Consider the following 15,363-nt stretch of genomic DNA (forward strand, 5'->3'; position numbering starts at 1 on the left):
GGCTGCCTTCGTGGCCGGCGATGCCCGCGGCACCGGGCGGTGCCAATGTCGCGGCGCAGGCGGGTGCGCCGCCGCCGGGAGCGACGGTGCAGTGACGGATTGACGATTCGGGCCGTCCGTCCGGCGGCCGGCATTTGACGGGAACACGCATGGTGCGCATGGTTCGTTGGATCGCTTTCCTGGGCCTGGCCTGCGGCATCGCGTCCGGGGGCGCCGCCGCGCAGGTCGCGCGGGCGCCGGACGCGGGCGCGGCGCTGTCGATCGCGACCGGCAAGGGGGAACTGCTGTCGCTGCCCGAGCCCGCAACCGCGATGTTCGTCGCCGATCCGGCCATCGCGGACATCCAGGTGCCGTCGCCCCGTACCGTATTCGTGTTCGGCAAGAAGGCGGGCACGACCACGCTGATCGCGCTCGGCGCGAACCATCGTCCGATCCTGCGCAAGACGGTGATCGTGCAGGTCGACACGGCATCGCTGCAGGGCGTGCTCGACAGCCGCTTCCCGCAACTGAAGCTGTCGGTGTCCGGTGCGCCGGGCTCGCTGATGGTGTCGGGCAAGGTGCCGAGCGCGGCCGACGCCGACGCCGTGATGCAGTCGCTCACGCCGTACCTGCACGACAAGGAAAAGATCGTCAACCGGCTCACGCTGTCGCGCCCGATCCAGGTGAACCTGCGCGTGCGGGTGACGGAGGTGAGCCGCAACATCACGCAGCAGCTCGGCATCAACTGGAGCTCGCTGGGCGGGGCCGGCAACTTCGTCGGCGGGCTGTTCAACGGGCGCACGCTGTTCGATCCGACGACCAGCCTGTTCAACCTGTCGCCGACGGGCGCGTTCTCGGTGCTCGGCGGGTTCCGCGCGGGACGCTGGTCGATCGACGTGGTGCTCGACGCACTCGATCAGGAGGGCCTGATCACGATGCTCGCCGAACCGAACCTCACCGCGATGTCCGGCGAGACCGCGAGCTTCCTCGCGGGCGGCGAGATTCCGATCCCGGTCGCGCAGGCCGGCTCGTCGACCGGCGCGATCACGGTCGAGTTCAAGCCGTTCGGCGTGTCGCTCGATTTCACGCCGACCGTGCTCGCCGACAACCGGATCAGCCTGAAGGTGCGGCCGGAAGTGAGCGAGGTCGATGCGAACAACAGCGTGACGACCGGCGGCGTCAAGGTGCCGGGGCTCACGGTGCGGCGCGTCGAGACGACGGTCGAGCTGTCGAGCGGGCAGAGCTTCGCGATCGGCGGGCTCCTGCAGAGCCAGACGGCCGACACCGTGTCGCAGATCCCGGGGCTCGGCCGGCTGCCGATCATCGGCCGGCTGTTTTCGTCGAAGAACTTCCAGGACAACAAGACCGAAGTGGTCGTCATCGTCACGCCGTACATCGTGCAGCCGGCCGGGCCCGGCCAGCTCGAGCAGGCGATCGACACGGTCGCGCGGCCGAGCAGCGACCTGGAGTTCGCGGTGCAGCGCAACCTGGGGCTCGACCTGCTGTCGGGCGATACGCCGCGCCTCGTCGGCGCCGCGGGCTTCGTGTACTGAACCGGAGGCGCGCCCATGCGAACCCGATCGATCGTTGCCGCACTGCTGCCGCTGGGGCTCGCGGGCTGCCTGTCGGCGCCGCCGCCGGTCAACCTGCCCGATGCGCGGACGATCGGCTTCGACGGCGCGCGCGCGGTGCCGCCCGATTGCGCGACGCTGATGCAGCCGTCGCATCTCGTCGACGCGGGGTACGCGCGGCCCGGTGTGCCGTTCGGCTGCGCGACCTACTCGAACCTCGCGGCGATGCTCGCGCGGCCGGAGGATCTCGTCGCGCCCGTGCCGTACGGCGGCGCGGACGCGCAGGCCGCGGCCGACGCGGTGCGCCGCTACGTCGAGGACCGCGTGAAGCAGCCGACGCCCGGCAAGACGCTGACGACCGGCTCGCCCGGCCATTGAACCGACCCGGATGCCATCACGATGCCGCCCATGAACCTCCTCGATCGCCAGCACACCCGGCGCGCCGCGTCCGCGGGAGCGGCCGATCTCGTCGCGGTCGTCGCCGATCCGGGCAGCGAGGACGTGATACGCCGCGTCGCGCAGGAGCTGTCGATCACGCGCACCCATCTGCAGGCGGGCACCTGCGACGATGCGATCCGGCTGCTGCAGCAGTACGAGCGTTCGCCGCGCCAGCTCGTCATCGACGTGTCGGATTCGGTGCTGCCGGTGTCGGACCTGATGCGGCTCGCCGACGTGTGCGACCCGTCGGTGCGCGTCATCGCGATCGGTACGCAGAACGACGTCGGGCTGTTTCGCAACCTGCTCGGCATCGGCGTGCAGGACTACATCGTCAAGCCGCTGACCGTCGAGTTGATGCGGCGCGCGCTGACGGCCACGGAATCGGTCGTCCAGGCGCGTACCGGCAAGGTCGTCAGCTTCGTCGGCGCCCGCGGCGGCGTCGGCGCGACCACGATCACGGTGAGCCTCGCGCGCTTCCTGGCGGGCGAGAAGCGCCGCCGCGTGGCCTATGTCGACCTGAACCTGCATGGCGGCGGCGCGAACTCGATGTTCGGGCTGTCCAGCAACAACGGGCTGATCGAACTGCTGAACATGGGGCAGCGCCCCGACGACGCGTTGTTCGAGCGCATGTTCGTCACGAAGGGCGACCGGCTGCACGTGCTGTCCGCCGAGCTGGCGTATGGCGCCGACACCCCGGTGGGCGACGAGGCCGTCGCGCGCCTGGTCGACATGCTGAAGGACCGCTTCCACTACGTGCTGTTCGACGTCGGGAGCGGCGCCGGGAAGCTGCTCGAGGACGCGCTCGTCGCGTCCGATCTCGTCCATGTCGTGGTCGACCGCTCGGTGCATGCCGCATACGAGGCCGCGCGGCTCGTGCGCTTCGTGCGGGAACTGCCCGGCGAGCGGCTGCTGTCGATGGTGCTGAACAACCCGCTCGCGCCCGTCGCGGGCCGTGTCGAGCCGGTCGATTTCGAGGAGGCGTTCGGCGGCGCGCCGCTGCACGAACTGCCGCACGAGCCGCAGACGCTCGCCGTCGCCGAGAATCTCGGCGAGCCGATCGACGGCGCGAAGCGGCACGGCTTCGTGGATCAGATCCGGCAGCTCGCGAACGGCATCACCGGCGAGCCGATGGCCGTCGCCGAGCCGTGGTATGCGCGGCTCGTCAAGTGGAGGAAGGGATCGTGACGTTCGGTACCCGCAACCGGCCGCCGGCGAACCCCGTGTCGGCCGCGACGCCCGCCGTGGCGCACGAGCCGGCACCGGCTCCAGCTCCGGCGGAAGCACCTGTGCCCGCGTCGGCATCGGCCCGTGCGCCCGTGGCGGCCGATACCCACGAGGCGCTGATCCGGTCGAGCAAGTTCGATGCGATCCGCCACGCGGTGTTCACGTCGATGAACATGTCGGCGGCGCTGATGAAGACGCGCGACGAGGTGCGCGCGGGCATCGAGCAGGTGGCCGCGCACACGGTCGAGCGCGAGCGCCTGAAGATCACGGCCGGAGAGCAGGTGCTGATCGTCGATGCGATCCTGAACGACATGTTCGGCGTCGGGCCGATCGAGCCGCTGCTGGCCGACGACACGGTCACCGACATCCTCGTCAACGGGCCCGACCAGGTGTACGTCGAGCGCGCGGGCCGGCTCGAGCTCACGTCGCTGAAGTTCCGCGACGACGCGCACGTGGCGAGCGTCGCGCAGCGGATCGCGGCGGCGGTGGGGCGGCGCGTCGACGAGAGCAGCCCGATGGTCGATGCGCGGCTCGCCGACGGCAGCCGCGTGAACGTCGTGCTGCCGCCGATCGCGATGCGCGGGCCATCGATCTCGATCCGCAAGTTCGCGAAGCGCGACATCACGCTCGCGCGGATGGCGCAGCAGGGCAACATCTCGCATCCGATGCTGCAGGTGCTGAAGGTCGCGTGCGCGTGCCGGCTGAACATCGTGATCTCGGGCGGCACCGGCTCGGGCAAGACGACGCTGCTCAACGCGCTGTCGCAGCATATCGAGCAGCACGAACGGATCGTGACGATCGAGGATGCCGCCGAGCTGCAGTTGCTGCAGCCGCACGTCGTGAGCCTCGAGACGCGCCCGGAAAATACCGAGGGGCTCGGCGGGATCTCGCAGCGCGATCTCGTGCGCAACGCGCTGCGGATGCGGCCCGATCGCATCATCCTCGGCGAGATTCGCGGCCCCGAGGCGTTCGACGTGCTCCAGGCGATGAACACGGGGCACGACGGCTCGATGACGACGATTCACGCGAATTCGCCGCGCGACGCGATCAGCCGGCTCGAGAGCATGGTCATGATGGCGAACGCGAACCTGCAGCTGCTGTCGATCCGCCGCCAGATCGCGAGCGCCGTGCACCTGTTCGTGCAGATCGAGCGGATGCGCGACGGGGTGCGGCGCGTGACGCGGATCACCGAGATCGTCGGGATGGAAGGCGAGGTGGTCATCACGCAGGACCTGTTCGTGTTCCGTCAGGAAGGCGACACGACGCGCGATGCGGTGAAGGGTGTGTTCGAGGCATCGCCGTTGCGGCCGGGATTCGCGGCGCGTGCCGCGTATTACGGCGTCGAGGATGCGCTCGCCGAGGTCTTCCGGCAATGAGGGCCGCCGACCTGTTCGCGGTGGGCGGGTTCGTGACGATCCTCGCGATCGGGCTCGTGCTGTCGTCGCTGTTTGATCGCGCGAGCCATCACCCGGCGCAGCGCATCCGCGCACGGATGCGCAAGCTGTCGCCGTCGCTCGCCGGGCACGCCGGGCACGCGTCTGCCGCGCCCGGCGTCGCGCTGTTCAACCTCGAGCGCCGCCAAGGGCGCCTGCGCGCATGGCTGCAACGCCGCGTGACGCGGGTGCGCGCGGTAGGCGGCAACGGCGGGGTGAGGATCGTCGTCGCGAGCACGATCGCCGGTGCGATCGCGGCGATCGTCGCGGTGAAGCTGATCGGGCCGCCGGACTTCCTGCGTCCGCTGATCTATGCCGGGTTGCCGCTGGTCGCGATGCGCGCCAGCTACCGTGCGCTGGTCGACCGCTTCCGGGTGCGCTTTCTCGAAGCGTTCCCGGACGCGATCGACGTGATCGTGCGGGCCGTGCGCGCGGGCATTCCGGTCACGCAGGCGATCGGCATGGTCGGCGACGGCGCGGCCGAGCCGGTGCGCGCGACGTTCCGTTCGATGGGCGACAGCCTGCGCGTCGGCGCGGATCTCAAGGACGTGCTGACGCAGGCGGCGGACCGGCTGATGATCGCGGACTTCTCGTTCTTCACCGTCTACCTGCTGCTGCAGCGCGAGACCGGCGGCAGCCTCGGCGAAACGCTCGACGAGCTGTCGAGCATCATCCGCACGCGCCGCGACATCCGCCTGAAGACCCGCGCGCTGACCGCCGAAGGGCGCATCACGACGAACATCATTTCGGCGGTGCCGTTCGTGATGATCGGCGCGCTGTTCCTCGTGAACCGCGACTACGTGATGCTGCTGTTCTCGACGCACGCAGGGAACACGATGCTGACGATCGCGGCCGGGTTGCTGACGGTCGGCCTGCTGGTGATCCGCAAGATCTCGAAACTGGATACCGCGCGATGACGATGTCGATACTGGCCGCCCGCGGCTTCGAATTGCTGCTGTTGCTCGCCTGTGTCGCGGCGGCGCTCGGCAGACCCGGCGGCGGCACCCGCCAGCGGATCGCCGCGCGTGTGCGGCAGGCTGCCGGGCAGCACCCGCCGGCACCCGTGACGGGGTGGCTGCAGCCGGGCGGCGTTCGCCAGGATCTGACGCGCCGGCTCGCGCAGCTGGGCGAACGGCTGCCGGTGCTCGACCCGATGCAGCGCGTGAAGCTCGGCCTGCAACTGACGCGCGCGGGTTTTCGCGAGCGCCGCGCGGTGTCGTCGATGATCGGGATCAAGCTGAGCTGCGGCGTGCTGTTCGCATGCGGCGCGATCGTGTTCAGCCCGCTGATTCCGCGCTTCGGCGAATACTTCGTGATCCGGGCGCTGGCGATGGTCGCCGCGTTCGTGATCGGCGTGATCGTGCCGGAATACGTGCTCGGCGCGATGATCCGGCGGCGGCGGCGGCTCATCGCCGCGTGCTTTCCGGACGCGCTCGACCTGCTGGTGATCTGCACGATGGCCGGCAACAGCCTCGCGTCGGGCATCCGGCGCGTCGCACACGAACTGTCGCGCATCTGCCCGCCGCTCGCCGACGAGCTGACGGTGTGCGCGGACGAGCTCACGCTGAGCGGCGACGTGTCCGCGACGCTCGCGCATTTCGCGACGCGCGTCGATTTCACGTCGGCGCGTTCGCTCGCGACGACGCTTACGCAGTCGCAGCGCTTCGGCACGCCGATCACGCAGGCACTGCGCACCCTGTCGCGCACCGAGCGCACCGAGCAGATCGTCGCGCTCGAGGAACGGGCCGCGAAGCTGGCGCCGAAGATCACGTTGCCGATGATGCTGTTCATCCTGCCGACGGTGTGCCTGATCGCGGCGGGCCCGGCGGCGATTCGCCTGCTCGAGGTATTCAGATGACACGATCCGTCGTACGTGCGTTCGCGCTCGCGGCCGTGCTGCCGGTGCTGGCCGGCGGCTGCGCGCCGGGCATCCAGACGCGGCCGGTGCTGTCGCACAAGAGCGACGACCCGCAGGCCGAGCTGCGCATCGCGGACAGCGCGCTCGCCGGCGGCAACGTCGATCTCGCATCGACGCTGTACGAGAAGGTGCTCGCGAAGCATCCCGAATCGCTTGCGGCGCGCCTGGGGCTCGGCGACGTCAACTATCGCGCGGGCGACCTGGAGCGCGCGCGGATCCTCTACGACGAGGCGCAGCGGCAGGCGCCCGCGGAGCTCGGCCCGCGGCTCGGGCTCGCGCGCGTCGCGTTGCGGCAGCGGCGTCTCGACGAAGCCGCGCAGCGCTATCGCGACCTGCTGGCCGCGCAGCCGAACCATCCGCTCGCGGCGGAAGGGCTCGGCACCGTGCTCGACCTGCAGGGGCGTCATGCGGATGCGCAGGTCGTGTATCGCGACGCGCTGCGCGCGCACCCGGACGCGCAGGGGCTGCGCGTCGACCTCGGGCTGTCGCTCGTGCTGAGCAACCGGCCGCGCGAAGGCGTGAACGTGCTGCTCGACGTCGCCGGGCTGCCGTCCGCGCCGTGGCAGGCGCGCCAGAACCTCGCGTTCGCGTACGGCGTGCTCGGCAATACCGATTCGGCGAAGAAGCTGCTGTCCGCGGATTTGCCTGCGTCGGCGGTGGCCGACAACCTGCGCTTCTACCAGGCGGTGCGCGCGCGGCTCGTGTCGCGCGGGGGAGGCGGCGGTGCCGGCGGTGCGCTGCCGATGTCCGGCGCGGCGCTGGAGCCGGGCGTCGCACCGCCGGGTGCGGGGGCCGCAAAATGACACGCGGGGCGACCGGCGCCCGCCGCGCGCGCGGCGTCGTGTCTCTCGAATTCGTGCTGATGCTGCCGTTCCTGCTGATGGTGCTGATCGGCATCATCGACACGAGCCTGATCCTGTGCGACAAGGCCGTCATCACGAACGCGAGCCGCGAGGCGGCGCGGGCCGGCGTCGTGCTGCGCGTGCCGATGCTGACCACGACGCAGATCGCGGGCATCGCGCAGAACGCGATGCAGAACAGCCTGATCACCGGCGGCACCGCGACCACCCCGGCGGTGACCGTGACGCAGGCGAACGGCACGACGTCGGGCACCGCGCTGACGGTGACCGTGACCTACACGTATACGGGGCTCGTGCTGGGTTCCGCGTTCAGCGCGCTCACCGGCCCGGTGACGGTCTCGGCGACTTCGGTGATGCTCTATGAATGACGTGTGCGCGACGCAACCCGCCGGCTCCGCGCGGCAGCGCGGTTCGGTCGCGTTGTTCTTCCTGATGTTCCTGATTCCGCTGCTGTCGTTCGGCGCGCTGGCGATCGACATCGCGTGGGTGGTCACGGTGAACAACCAGTTGCAGAACGCGGCCGATGCGGCCGCGCTCGCGGGGGCCGATGCAATGATGTCGCCGAGCGGCGGCGCGGTGAACTGGTCGCAGGCCGCGCCGGCGGCGAACGGCGTGATCGCGCGGAACTCGGCGGCCGGTGCGACGCTGTCGACCGGCACGGTCACCACCGGATACTGGAACGTGACGCGCAATCCCGCGTCCATGCAGCCGACGACCATCACGCCCGGCACCTACGACGTGCCGGCGGTGCAGGTCACCGTGTCGCGCGCGCCCGGCGTGAACGGCGGCTCGATTCCGCTGCTGCTCGGCGGGCTGCTCGGGATTCCCGGCGCCTCCGGCAGTGCGACCGCGGTGGCGGTGCTGGCGGCGCCGGGCGGGGTGGCGGCCGGCGCGCTGTTTCCGGTTGCGATCGACCAGTGCGTGTACAACCTGTACTGGAACGCCGCGACCAACCAGCCGCTGATCAATCCGCTGACCGGCCAGCCGTACGAGTTCTCGATCACGAACGGCCAGGTCTACGGCCTGCTCTGCATGGGCGGGCAGTGGACCTCGTTCCAGTCGACCGCGACCGACACGACGACGATGGGCAACCTGATGGTGACCGGCAACCCGACGGCGCTCAACATCGGCGACAGCATCAATCTCGCGACCGGCGTGAAGGCGACGCTCTATACGTCGGTGCCGGTCGGCACGACGGTGGTGCTGCCGGTCGTCACGCAGACCGCGACCAGCACCACCGTGCCGATCGTCGCGTTCGCGCCGTTCCATGTCGACGTGTCGCTCGGCGGCACGTACAAGTACATCCAGGGCCACTTCGTCGCCGGCGTGAAGATGTCGGGCTCAGGGACCGGCGTCGGGCCGTACTACGGCGTCTACGTGCCGCCGCGGCTCGCGTTGTGAGCACGCGGGCTGGCGCGGCGCAGCAGGACGAGGAGCGCGAACAGCGTCACGGCCGGGCCGATCTGCGGCCATTGCAGCCACGGGTTCAGGTATTCGACGATCGGCAGCAGCCACATGAGCGCGATCGCGGCCTGCTCGCCGCGCAGCCAGCCGTCCTGCCAGCCGGTCGCCAGCATGCACGCGATCGCGATGCCGAGCCATGCGAGTTCGTAGTGCCACACGTACGGGTTTGCCGCGAGCGTCGCGACCGCCAGCACGGCGGCACGCAAGCGGAGGTCGCGCGAGCGCGTCCACACGATGCAGGCGGCTGCGATCGCCAGCGCCGCGATGCACGCCTGCGCGGCATACGCGAGCCCGGGCGTCAGGCCCGCGAGCCGGAAGGCGGCGAACGGCGCCGGCGACGCGAGCCAAAACACGACACCTTGCTCGAGGAGGAGCGACCGCGCGAGCGCGGTGCCGGCGACGAACCGATGGAGCGACTCGACGCCGCAGACGAGGATGCTCAATGCGGCGAACGCGGTGGTGGCGAGCGCGGCCCACGCGATCGTGCGCCATGCGTGTGTTGCGACCAGCACGAACGGGAACAGCAGCGCCAGTTGCGGCTTGGCCGACAGCAGCCCGATGCAGAGGCCGGCCCAGATTGGCCGGCGGTCCGCCCAGCAGACGGCCAGCGCCGCGCACGACGCGGTCAGGAACGCGTTTTGCCCGAACATTCCGGTGACGAACACGCACGGGGCGGCGATCAGCGCGAACCCGCCGACATGCCTTGCGCCGGGGATCGCGCCGAGGCCCGATACGCGCGATGCGGCGAAACCGAACACGGCGACACCGAACGCGACGAACAGCGGATAGCCGATCGCAAAAGGCAGCAGCGCGAGCGGCGTCACGAGCAGCAGGTTGGTGGGCGGGTACAGCCACGCGACGAGGTCGTCGCGGCGGAACTGCGGGAACAGCTCGGCGGCCAGCCGCGAGAACGTCGGCACATCGTACGCTTGCCACGGCGAGCCGTGCAGCATCACGTACGACGCCGTCCAGAACACCGCGTAGTCGGGGCCCGGGCGCGACGGGGCGGTGGCCGGTGCATGACGGACGACGGATACCCAGATCGCGACGAACAGCGCGTAGCACGCGAGCGCGACCGCGCTGTACGCAACGACGCGCCGCGGTGTCAGCCATGCGCGGACGGGATGGTCCGCCGATCGCATCGTTTGCCGGGCGAGATCCATGCGGCGTGTACGCGGTTACTTGACGGAGACTTTGCGCGCACCGTGGCCGGCGGCAGTCGCGGGGAGCGGCGTCCGGCGGCGGGCCGCGTGCGCGCGCTTGAGCGGGAACTGCAGCAGCTTCGACGCAGGATGCGCGGCGGCGTCCCGCTGCGCGCGGTAACGGCGGCGGACGAGATAGACGGGGCGCTGCTTCGACTCGTGATAGATGCGGCCGAGGTATTCGCCGATGACGCCGATACCGATCAGCTGGATGCCGCCGACGAACAGCATTACGGAGATGAGCGACGCGTAGCCGTGCACGGGGTTGCCGAACAGCAGCGTGCGCATGACGATGAACGTGCCGTAGATGAACGAGAGGGCGGCGAACGCGAGGCCGAGGTAGGTCCATACGCGCAGCGGCACGGTGCTGAAGCTTGTGATGCCTTCGAGCGCGAAGTTCCAGCGCCGCCATCCGGAGAATTTCGAGCGGCCGCCGCTGCGTGGGGCACGCGTGTATTCGATGATCTCGGTGCGATAGCCGACCCACGCGAACAGGCCTTTCATGAAACGCCGCCGCTCGGGCAGCGCACGCAGCGCGTCGACGACCTGACGGTCCATCAGCCGGAAATCGCCGACGTTCTCGGGCATTTCGACTTCGGAGAGGCGGTTGTGCACGCGGTAGTAGAGCGCGGCGGCCACGCGCTGCATCAGCGGATCGCACATGCGGTCGGTGCGCTTCGCGGCGACGACCTCGGCGCCGGCGAGCCAGCGTTCGACCATCGCGGGGATCAGAGCGGGCGGGTCCTGCAGGTCGGCATCGATCAGGATCACGGCGGTGCCGGCGGCTTCGTCGATGCCGGCGGTGAGCGCGGCTTCCTTGCCGAAGCGCCGGGTGAGATCGACGATGCGCACGCGCGGGTCGCCGGCGGCGATGTCGATGAGCCTGTCCAGCGTGTCGTCGCGGCTGCCGTCGTTGATGCAGACGATCTCGAAACGGATCGTATCGACCGATTCGAGGATGGGCAGCGTTGCCGCAAAGAATGCGTCGATTGTTTCCGCCTCGTCGTGGAACGGTACGACGAGCGATACCAGCGGCCTTCTGGCGTGCGCGGACATACGTCCCCCGAGAGATCCGGCTCGTGCTGCGCCGTATGGATCAGGTCGTCGTCCACTGCAGGCCGGACGACAGGCGTTCTGATCATTGTAGGCAGGAATCGGGGATTCGTAACACGAATTGATGCGGGGGTGGTGGTGGGGGCGGGTGGCAGCCTGACTTGCCGGACGTCGACGGTGCCGCCGACGCTGCCCGAGCGCGACCCGGGGCGCGATTGCCGAGCGCAGCAGTCGGCACGGGCAGGGTGCCGGCGTGGTGCGCGGCTATCGGCTCACGGGGCGCGAACGAGCGCGGCGCGCGTACCGCGACTGGCAAACCGTCCGCGCCGCAGCAGCATGAGCAGCGCGATCGACGTCACGAGCGGCCCGATCTGCGGCAGATGCATCCACGGATTCAGAAACTCGTAAAGCGGCAGCGCCCACAGGATGGCCACGAAACCTTGCTCGCCGCGCAGCCAGCCGTCCTGCGAGCCGATGGCGATCATGCACGCGATCGGGACGCACAGCCAGGACAGTTCGTAGTGCCAGACATAGGGATTCACGGCGAGCGTCGCGATGAACAGTGTCGCGACGCGCAGCCGCGCATCCTGGTGGCGATGCCAGACGAAGCACGCGGCCGCGATCGCAACCGCGGCGATGCCGGCCTGCCCAACATAGGCGAGCGCCGGCGACAGGCCGGCGAGACGAAACGCCGCGAACGGCGTCGGCGACGCAAACCAGAACGGAACGCCATGCTCGATGATCAGCGAACGCAGCGCGCCCGCGTTCTGCATGAAGAGATGGAGCGATTCGATGCCGCCTGTCGCGATGCCCAGCGCGGTGAAGGCAGTCGCAAAGGCCGCGGCCCACGCGAATGCGCGCCACGCACGCGCTGCGATCAGCACGAACGGGAACAGCAACGCGAGTTGCGGCTTGACCGACAGGAGTCCGATAAAGAAGCCGGCCAGCATCGGCCGTCGATCGACGAAATGCACGGCGAGCGCGGCGCACGTCGCAGTCAGCATCGCGTTCTGTCCGTACGTCGCGGTGACGAGCACGCCCGGACATGCGAGCAGCGCGAGCCAGCCGACACGTTTCGCGCCGGGCGTCGCCGCGAGCCCCGACACGCGCCAGGTCGACACGCCCAGCAGCACGATGCCGAGCGCGATGAACAGCGGATAGCCGATCGCATAGGGCAGCAGCGAGAACGGTGCCACCACGAGCAGATATGAAGGCGGGTACAGCCACGGCAGGAACGCATGGCCGGCCGTGATCGGGAACAGGTCGGCGAGCGCCCGCGAAAACGCGGGGACATCGTAGACCTGCCACGGCGAGCCATGGCGCATCAGATGGGACGCGGACCAGAACACCGTGAACCCCGAGCCGGGGCGGAACAGGCCCGGGTCGGGCGAGTGGAAGCCGACCCGGACCATGATCGACACGAACAGCACGCCGATCGCGAGCATGACCGCGCTGTAAAGCGCGATGCGTCCGGGCGTGAGCCAGACGCGGACAGGGCGTTCGTCAGCTTGAATCGATGAGCTGGAAATATCCATGCTGCGCTACTTGACCGACAGGTTGCGTGTTGCTGCCGCGGTCACGGCGGCCGTCTGCCGTCGTCGGGCAGGGGCGACGCGCCGAACCGGAAACGGCAGCAGCTTCGAGGCGTCCGGCTGCGCGACGTGCCGCGCCGGATGTTGGCCCACCAGGGCGGCGGCGCGGTAACGGCGCCGGACGAGATAGACGGGGCGCTGCTTCGACTCGTGATAGATGCGGCCGAGGTATTCGCCGATCACGCCGATGCCGATCAACTGGATGCCGCCGACGAACAGCATCACGGAGATGAGGGACGCGTAGCCGTGCACGGGGTTGCCGAACAGCAGCGTGCGCATGACGATGAAGGCGCCGTAGATGAACGAGAGGGCGGCGAACGCGAGGCCGATGTAGGTCCATACGCGCAGCGGCACGGTGCTGAAGCTCGTGATGCCTTCGAGCGCGAAGTTCCAGCGCCGCCATCCGGAGAATTTCGAGCGGCCGCCGCTGCGTGGGGCACGCGTGTATTCGATGATCTCGGTGCGATAGCCGACCCACGCGAACAGGCCTTTCATGAAACGCCGTCGCTCGGGCAGCGCACGCAGCGCGTCGACGACCTGGCGGTCCATCAGCCGGAAATCGCCGACGTTCTCGGGCATTTCGACTTCGGAGAGGCGGTTGTGCACGCGGTAGTAGAGCGCGGCGGCCACGCGCTGCATCAGCGGATCGCACATGCGGTCGGTGCGCTTCGCGGCGACGACCTCGGCGCCGGCGAGCCAGCGTTCGACCATCGCGGGGATCAGAGCGGGCGGATCCTGCAGGTCGGCATCGATCAGGATCACGGCGGTGCCGGCGGCTTCGTCGATGCCGGCGGTGAGCGCGGCTTCCTTGCCGAAGCGCCGGGTGAGATCGACGATGCGCACGCGCGGGTCGCCGGCTGCGATGTCGATGAGCCTGTCCAGCGTGTCGTCGCGGCTGCCGTCGTTCACGCAAACGATTTCGAAGCGCGTGGTGTCGATCGATTCGAGGATGGGAAGGGCAGTCGCAAAGAATGCGTCGATCGCTTCCGCCTCGTCATGGAAGGGTACGACGAGCGATACCAACGGCTTTCGGGTGTGCCTGGACATATGTCCCCCCGTGAGATCAGGTCTGCGCCGCATTGTCTGGTCCTGATGTCGCCGAACTCCCGGAAACAGCCCCGGATCGGCGCAGTTTTGTGTGTTCTCTGTTTGTAATGTCCTGATTCGTTTGCCGTGAACGGCGGCGGCAAGCGGTCGGATCATTGTACGCACGAGTGACGCGGCCGTGACAACGTGCGCGGGTTTGCTCGGGGGAGGGATTTCAGCGATATGGCAGCGCGCTTCGGCGCCATCGGGAACCGCAACCGCCGCAGATGCAACGGTCGGCATGTCGATTCGATAACGACGGTGACGGGCATGCAAGTCCGGGATCTGACCGGCGCGCCGCTGGACTACTGGGTTGCGGTCGCGCAGGGCCATGACGCCCCGCGCGCCGATGCGTCCGGGTGTACGTCGATTCGCGCGGCGGGCGCGGCGCCGGCTCCGTTCGCGCCGTCGACATCGTGGACGGACGGCGGCCCGATCGTCGAGCGGCTGCCGTTCGCCGCTTTCGAACGCGAGGGCGGCTGTGGCGCGTGGCGGGCCGTGCTGCACCGGGCCGTGCCAGCCGCGGGCGAGCGCTGCGCGTTCAACCAGTCGAGGCCGACGCTGCGGGTCGCCGCGATGCGCACGCTCGTTGCCTCCACGTTTGGCGACGACGTGCCGGACTTCGACATGCCGCGGCCGCGCTGAACGCTGAACGCCGCCACGCGCGTCACCGTTCAGGCGGACACGTTACGGATCGCGATCGAGGCGACGTCGACGCGCCGCGGCAGGATCGCGTCGGCCGCCGCGCGGTCGGCGACACGCTGCAGCACGTCGATGTCGGCGCCGCTGAGGCTGCGCTGCGCGAGCGCGGCCCGGCGCGCGATGTCGGTGGCCGCGTCGGGCGGCAGGCGCGTGAGCGACGCATAGACGGTCGCGTAGTCGGCGGGATGCGCGAGCGCCCACTGGCCCGCGCGGGCGAGCCGCGCCAGCACGTCCGCGAGCGCCGCGCGTTTCGCGCGATCGTCGAGCGTTTCGACCGGCGACGTGAGGAACGCCAGCCCGGAATTGATGCCGCTGCCGTCACGGACGACGCGTGCACCGCGTCGTACCGCATGCCCGTAGTACGGGTCGAACGTCGCCCAGATGCCGATCCGCTTCGCCTCGAACGCGGCGAACGCGTCGACGGGCAGCACGAAGCGCACGTCGACGTCACGCGGCGCGAGGCCGTGTTCGCGCAGCGCCCCGTACAGCTGGTACTGCGAAATGCTGCCGCGCGCGGACGACACGACGACGGTCTGTCCTTTCAGGTCGGCGACGGTGCGGACCGGCGAATCGGGCTGCACGACGATGCCGAGCGATGTCGCCGAGCCGACGCGCGTCGCGACGATCCGCAACGACGGATCGCCGAGCGCGGCCGTCAGCACGGGCAGGTCGCCGGCCGGCGCGAGATCGATCGCCCCCGCGCGCTGCGCCTCGAACAGCGGCGCGGCACCCTGGAAGTTGGCCCAGCGGAACCGGTAAGGCGTGCCGTCGAGCACGCGCGCGGCTTCGGCGAGCGCGCGCAGGCCGCCGGCCTGGTCGCCGAGCACGAGCGTGACGCCCG

At 69.8% G+C, this 15,363-nt stretch carries 15 protein-coding genes; 10 read left to right on the plus strand and 5 right to left on the minus strand.

Annotated features, from left to right (window positions below; all coding sequences use genetic code 11):
• The first annotated feature begins 149 nt into the window (after positions 1-149).
• Genes DPV74_RS34080 through DPV74_RS34120 form a run of 9 tightly spaced genes read left to right on the plus strand, consistent with a single transcriptional unit; the run spans position 150 to position 8,824 of the window.
• A complete protein-coding gene (locus DPV74_RS34080; protein ID WP_021164088.1) occupies positions 150-1,532 on the plus strand; it encodes a type II and III secretion system protein family protein in 1,383 nt (460 codons plus the stop codon).
• A 15-nt stretch (positions 1,533-1,547) separates the two neighbouring features.
• Entirely contained in the window at positions 1,548-1,928 is a 381-nt protein-coding gene (locus tag DPV74_RS34085; protein WP_021164087.1) for a CpaD family pilus assembly lipoprotein, read from the plus strand.
• A gap of 21 nt (positions 1,929-1,949) precedes the next feature.
• Positions 1,950-3,173, plus strand: coding sequence for an AAA family ATPase (locus DPV74_RS34090; protein WP_060173191.1), 1,224 nt, complete (start codon positions 1,950-1,952; stop codon positions 3,171-3,173).
• Positions 3,170-4,588, plus strand: coding sequence for a CpaF family protein (locus DPV74_RS34095; protein WP_119338790.1), 1,419 nt, complete (start codon positions 3,170-3,172; stop codon positions 4,586-4,588). Before DPV74_RS34090 ends, DPV74_RS34095 begins: the two co-directional genes overlap by 4 nt.
• Positions 4,585-5,562, plus strand: coding sequence for a type II secretion system F family protein (locus tag DPV74_RS34100; RefSeq protein WP_119338783.1), 978 nt, complete (start codon positions 4,585-4,587; stop codon positions 5,560-5,562). The genes DPV74_RS34095 and DPV74_RS34100 overlap by 4 nt, the downstream gene beginning before the upstream one ends.
• On the plus strand, positions 5,559-6,503 hold the full coding sequence (locus DPV74_RS34105; RefSeq protein ID WP_048026467.1) for a type II secretion system F family protein: 945 nt from the start codon (positions 5,559-5,561) through the stop codon (positions 6,501-6,503). Before DPV74_RS34100 ends, DPV74_RS34105 begins: the two co-directional genes overlap by 4 nt.
• Positions 6,500-7,366: a lipopolysaccharide assembly protein LapB gene (locus tag DPV74_RS34110; RefSeq protein WP_119338784.1), complete on the plus strand. Its 867-nt coding sequence runs from the start codon at positions 6,500-6,502 to the stop codon at positions 7,364-7,366. Before DPV74_RS34105 ends, DPV74_RS34110 begins: the two co-directional genes overlap by 4 nt.
• Positions 7,363-7,791, plus strand: a complete 429-nt coding sequence (locus tag DPV74_RS34115; protein WP_021162502.1) for a TadE/TadG family type IV pilus assembly protein — start codon at positions 7,363-7,365, stop codon at positions 7,789-7,791. The genes DPV74_RS34110 and DPV74_RS34115 overlap by 4 nt, the downstream gene beginning before the upstream one ends.
• A complete protein-coding gene (locus tag DPV74_RS34120; protein ID WP_119338785.1) occupies positions 7,784-8,824 on the plus strand; it encodes a TadG family pilus assembly protein in 1,041 nt (346 codons plus the stop codon). Before DPV74_RS34115 ends, DPV74_RS34120 begins: the two co-directional genes overlap by 8 nt.
• On the opposite strand, the gene DPV74_RS34125 is transcribed toward DPV74_RS34120, so the two are convergent.
• The 4 genes from DPV74_RS34125 to DPV74_RS34140 all read right to left on the minus strand — a co-directional run bounded on the left by DPV74_RS34125 (position 8,797) and on the right by DPV74_RS34140 (position 13,781).
• Complete coding sequence (locus tag DPV74_RS34125; protein ID WP_119338786.1) at positions 8,797-10,050, minus strand: glycosyltransferase family 87 protein; 1,254 nt, start codon at positions 10,048-10,050, stop codon at positions 8,797-8,799. The genes DPV74_RS34120 and DPV74_RS34125 overlap by 28 nt on opposite strands.
• Before the next feature lie 15 nt (positions 10,051-10,065).
• A complete protein-coding gene (locus DPV74_RS34130; protein WP_119338787.1) occupies positions 10,066-11,145 on the minus strand; it encodes a glycosyltransferase family 2 protein in 1,080 nt (359 codons plus the stop codon).
• A gap of 269 nt (positions 11,146-11,414) precedes the next feature.
• Complete coding sequence (locus DPV74_RS34135; protein WP_119338788.1) at positions 11,415-12,677, minus strand: glycosyltransferase family 87 protein; 1,263 nt, start codon at positions 12,675-12,677, stop codon at positions 11,415-11,417.
• A 6-nt stretch (positions 12,678-12,683) separates the two neighbouring features.
• Complete coding sequence (locus DPV74_RS34140; RefSeq protein ID WP_119338789.1) at positions 12,684-13,781, minus strand: glycosyltransferase family 2 protein; 1,098 nt, start codon at positions 13,779-13,781, stop codon at positions 12,684-12,686.
• Positions 13,782-14,090: 309 nt separating this feature from the next.
• Between DPV74_RS34140 and DPV74_RS34145 the strand changes: the two genes are divergently transcribed.
• Positions 14,091-14,465 (plus strand): phage protein NinX family protein, encoded by a 375-nt coding sequence (locus DPV74_RS34145; RefSeq protein WP_119338791.1) that lies wholly within the window; start codon positions 14,091-14,093, stop codon positions 14,463-14,465.
• 29 nt (positions 14,466-14,494) lie between these two features.
• Here DPV74_RS34145 and DPV74_RS34150 read toward each other — a convergent pair.
• A partial coding sequence (locus DPV74_RS34150) for an ABC transporter substrate-binding protein (RefSeq protein ID WP_240440065.1) occupies positions 14,495-15,363 on the minus strand: 869 nt, incomplete at its 5' end.

The sequence above is a fragment of the Burkholderia sp. HAN2018 genome (assembly GCF_024704855.1).
Classification (GTDB): domain Bacteria; phylum Pseudomonadota; class Gammaproteobacteria; order Burkholderiales; family Burkholderiaceae; genus Burkholderia; species Burkholderia cepacia.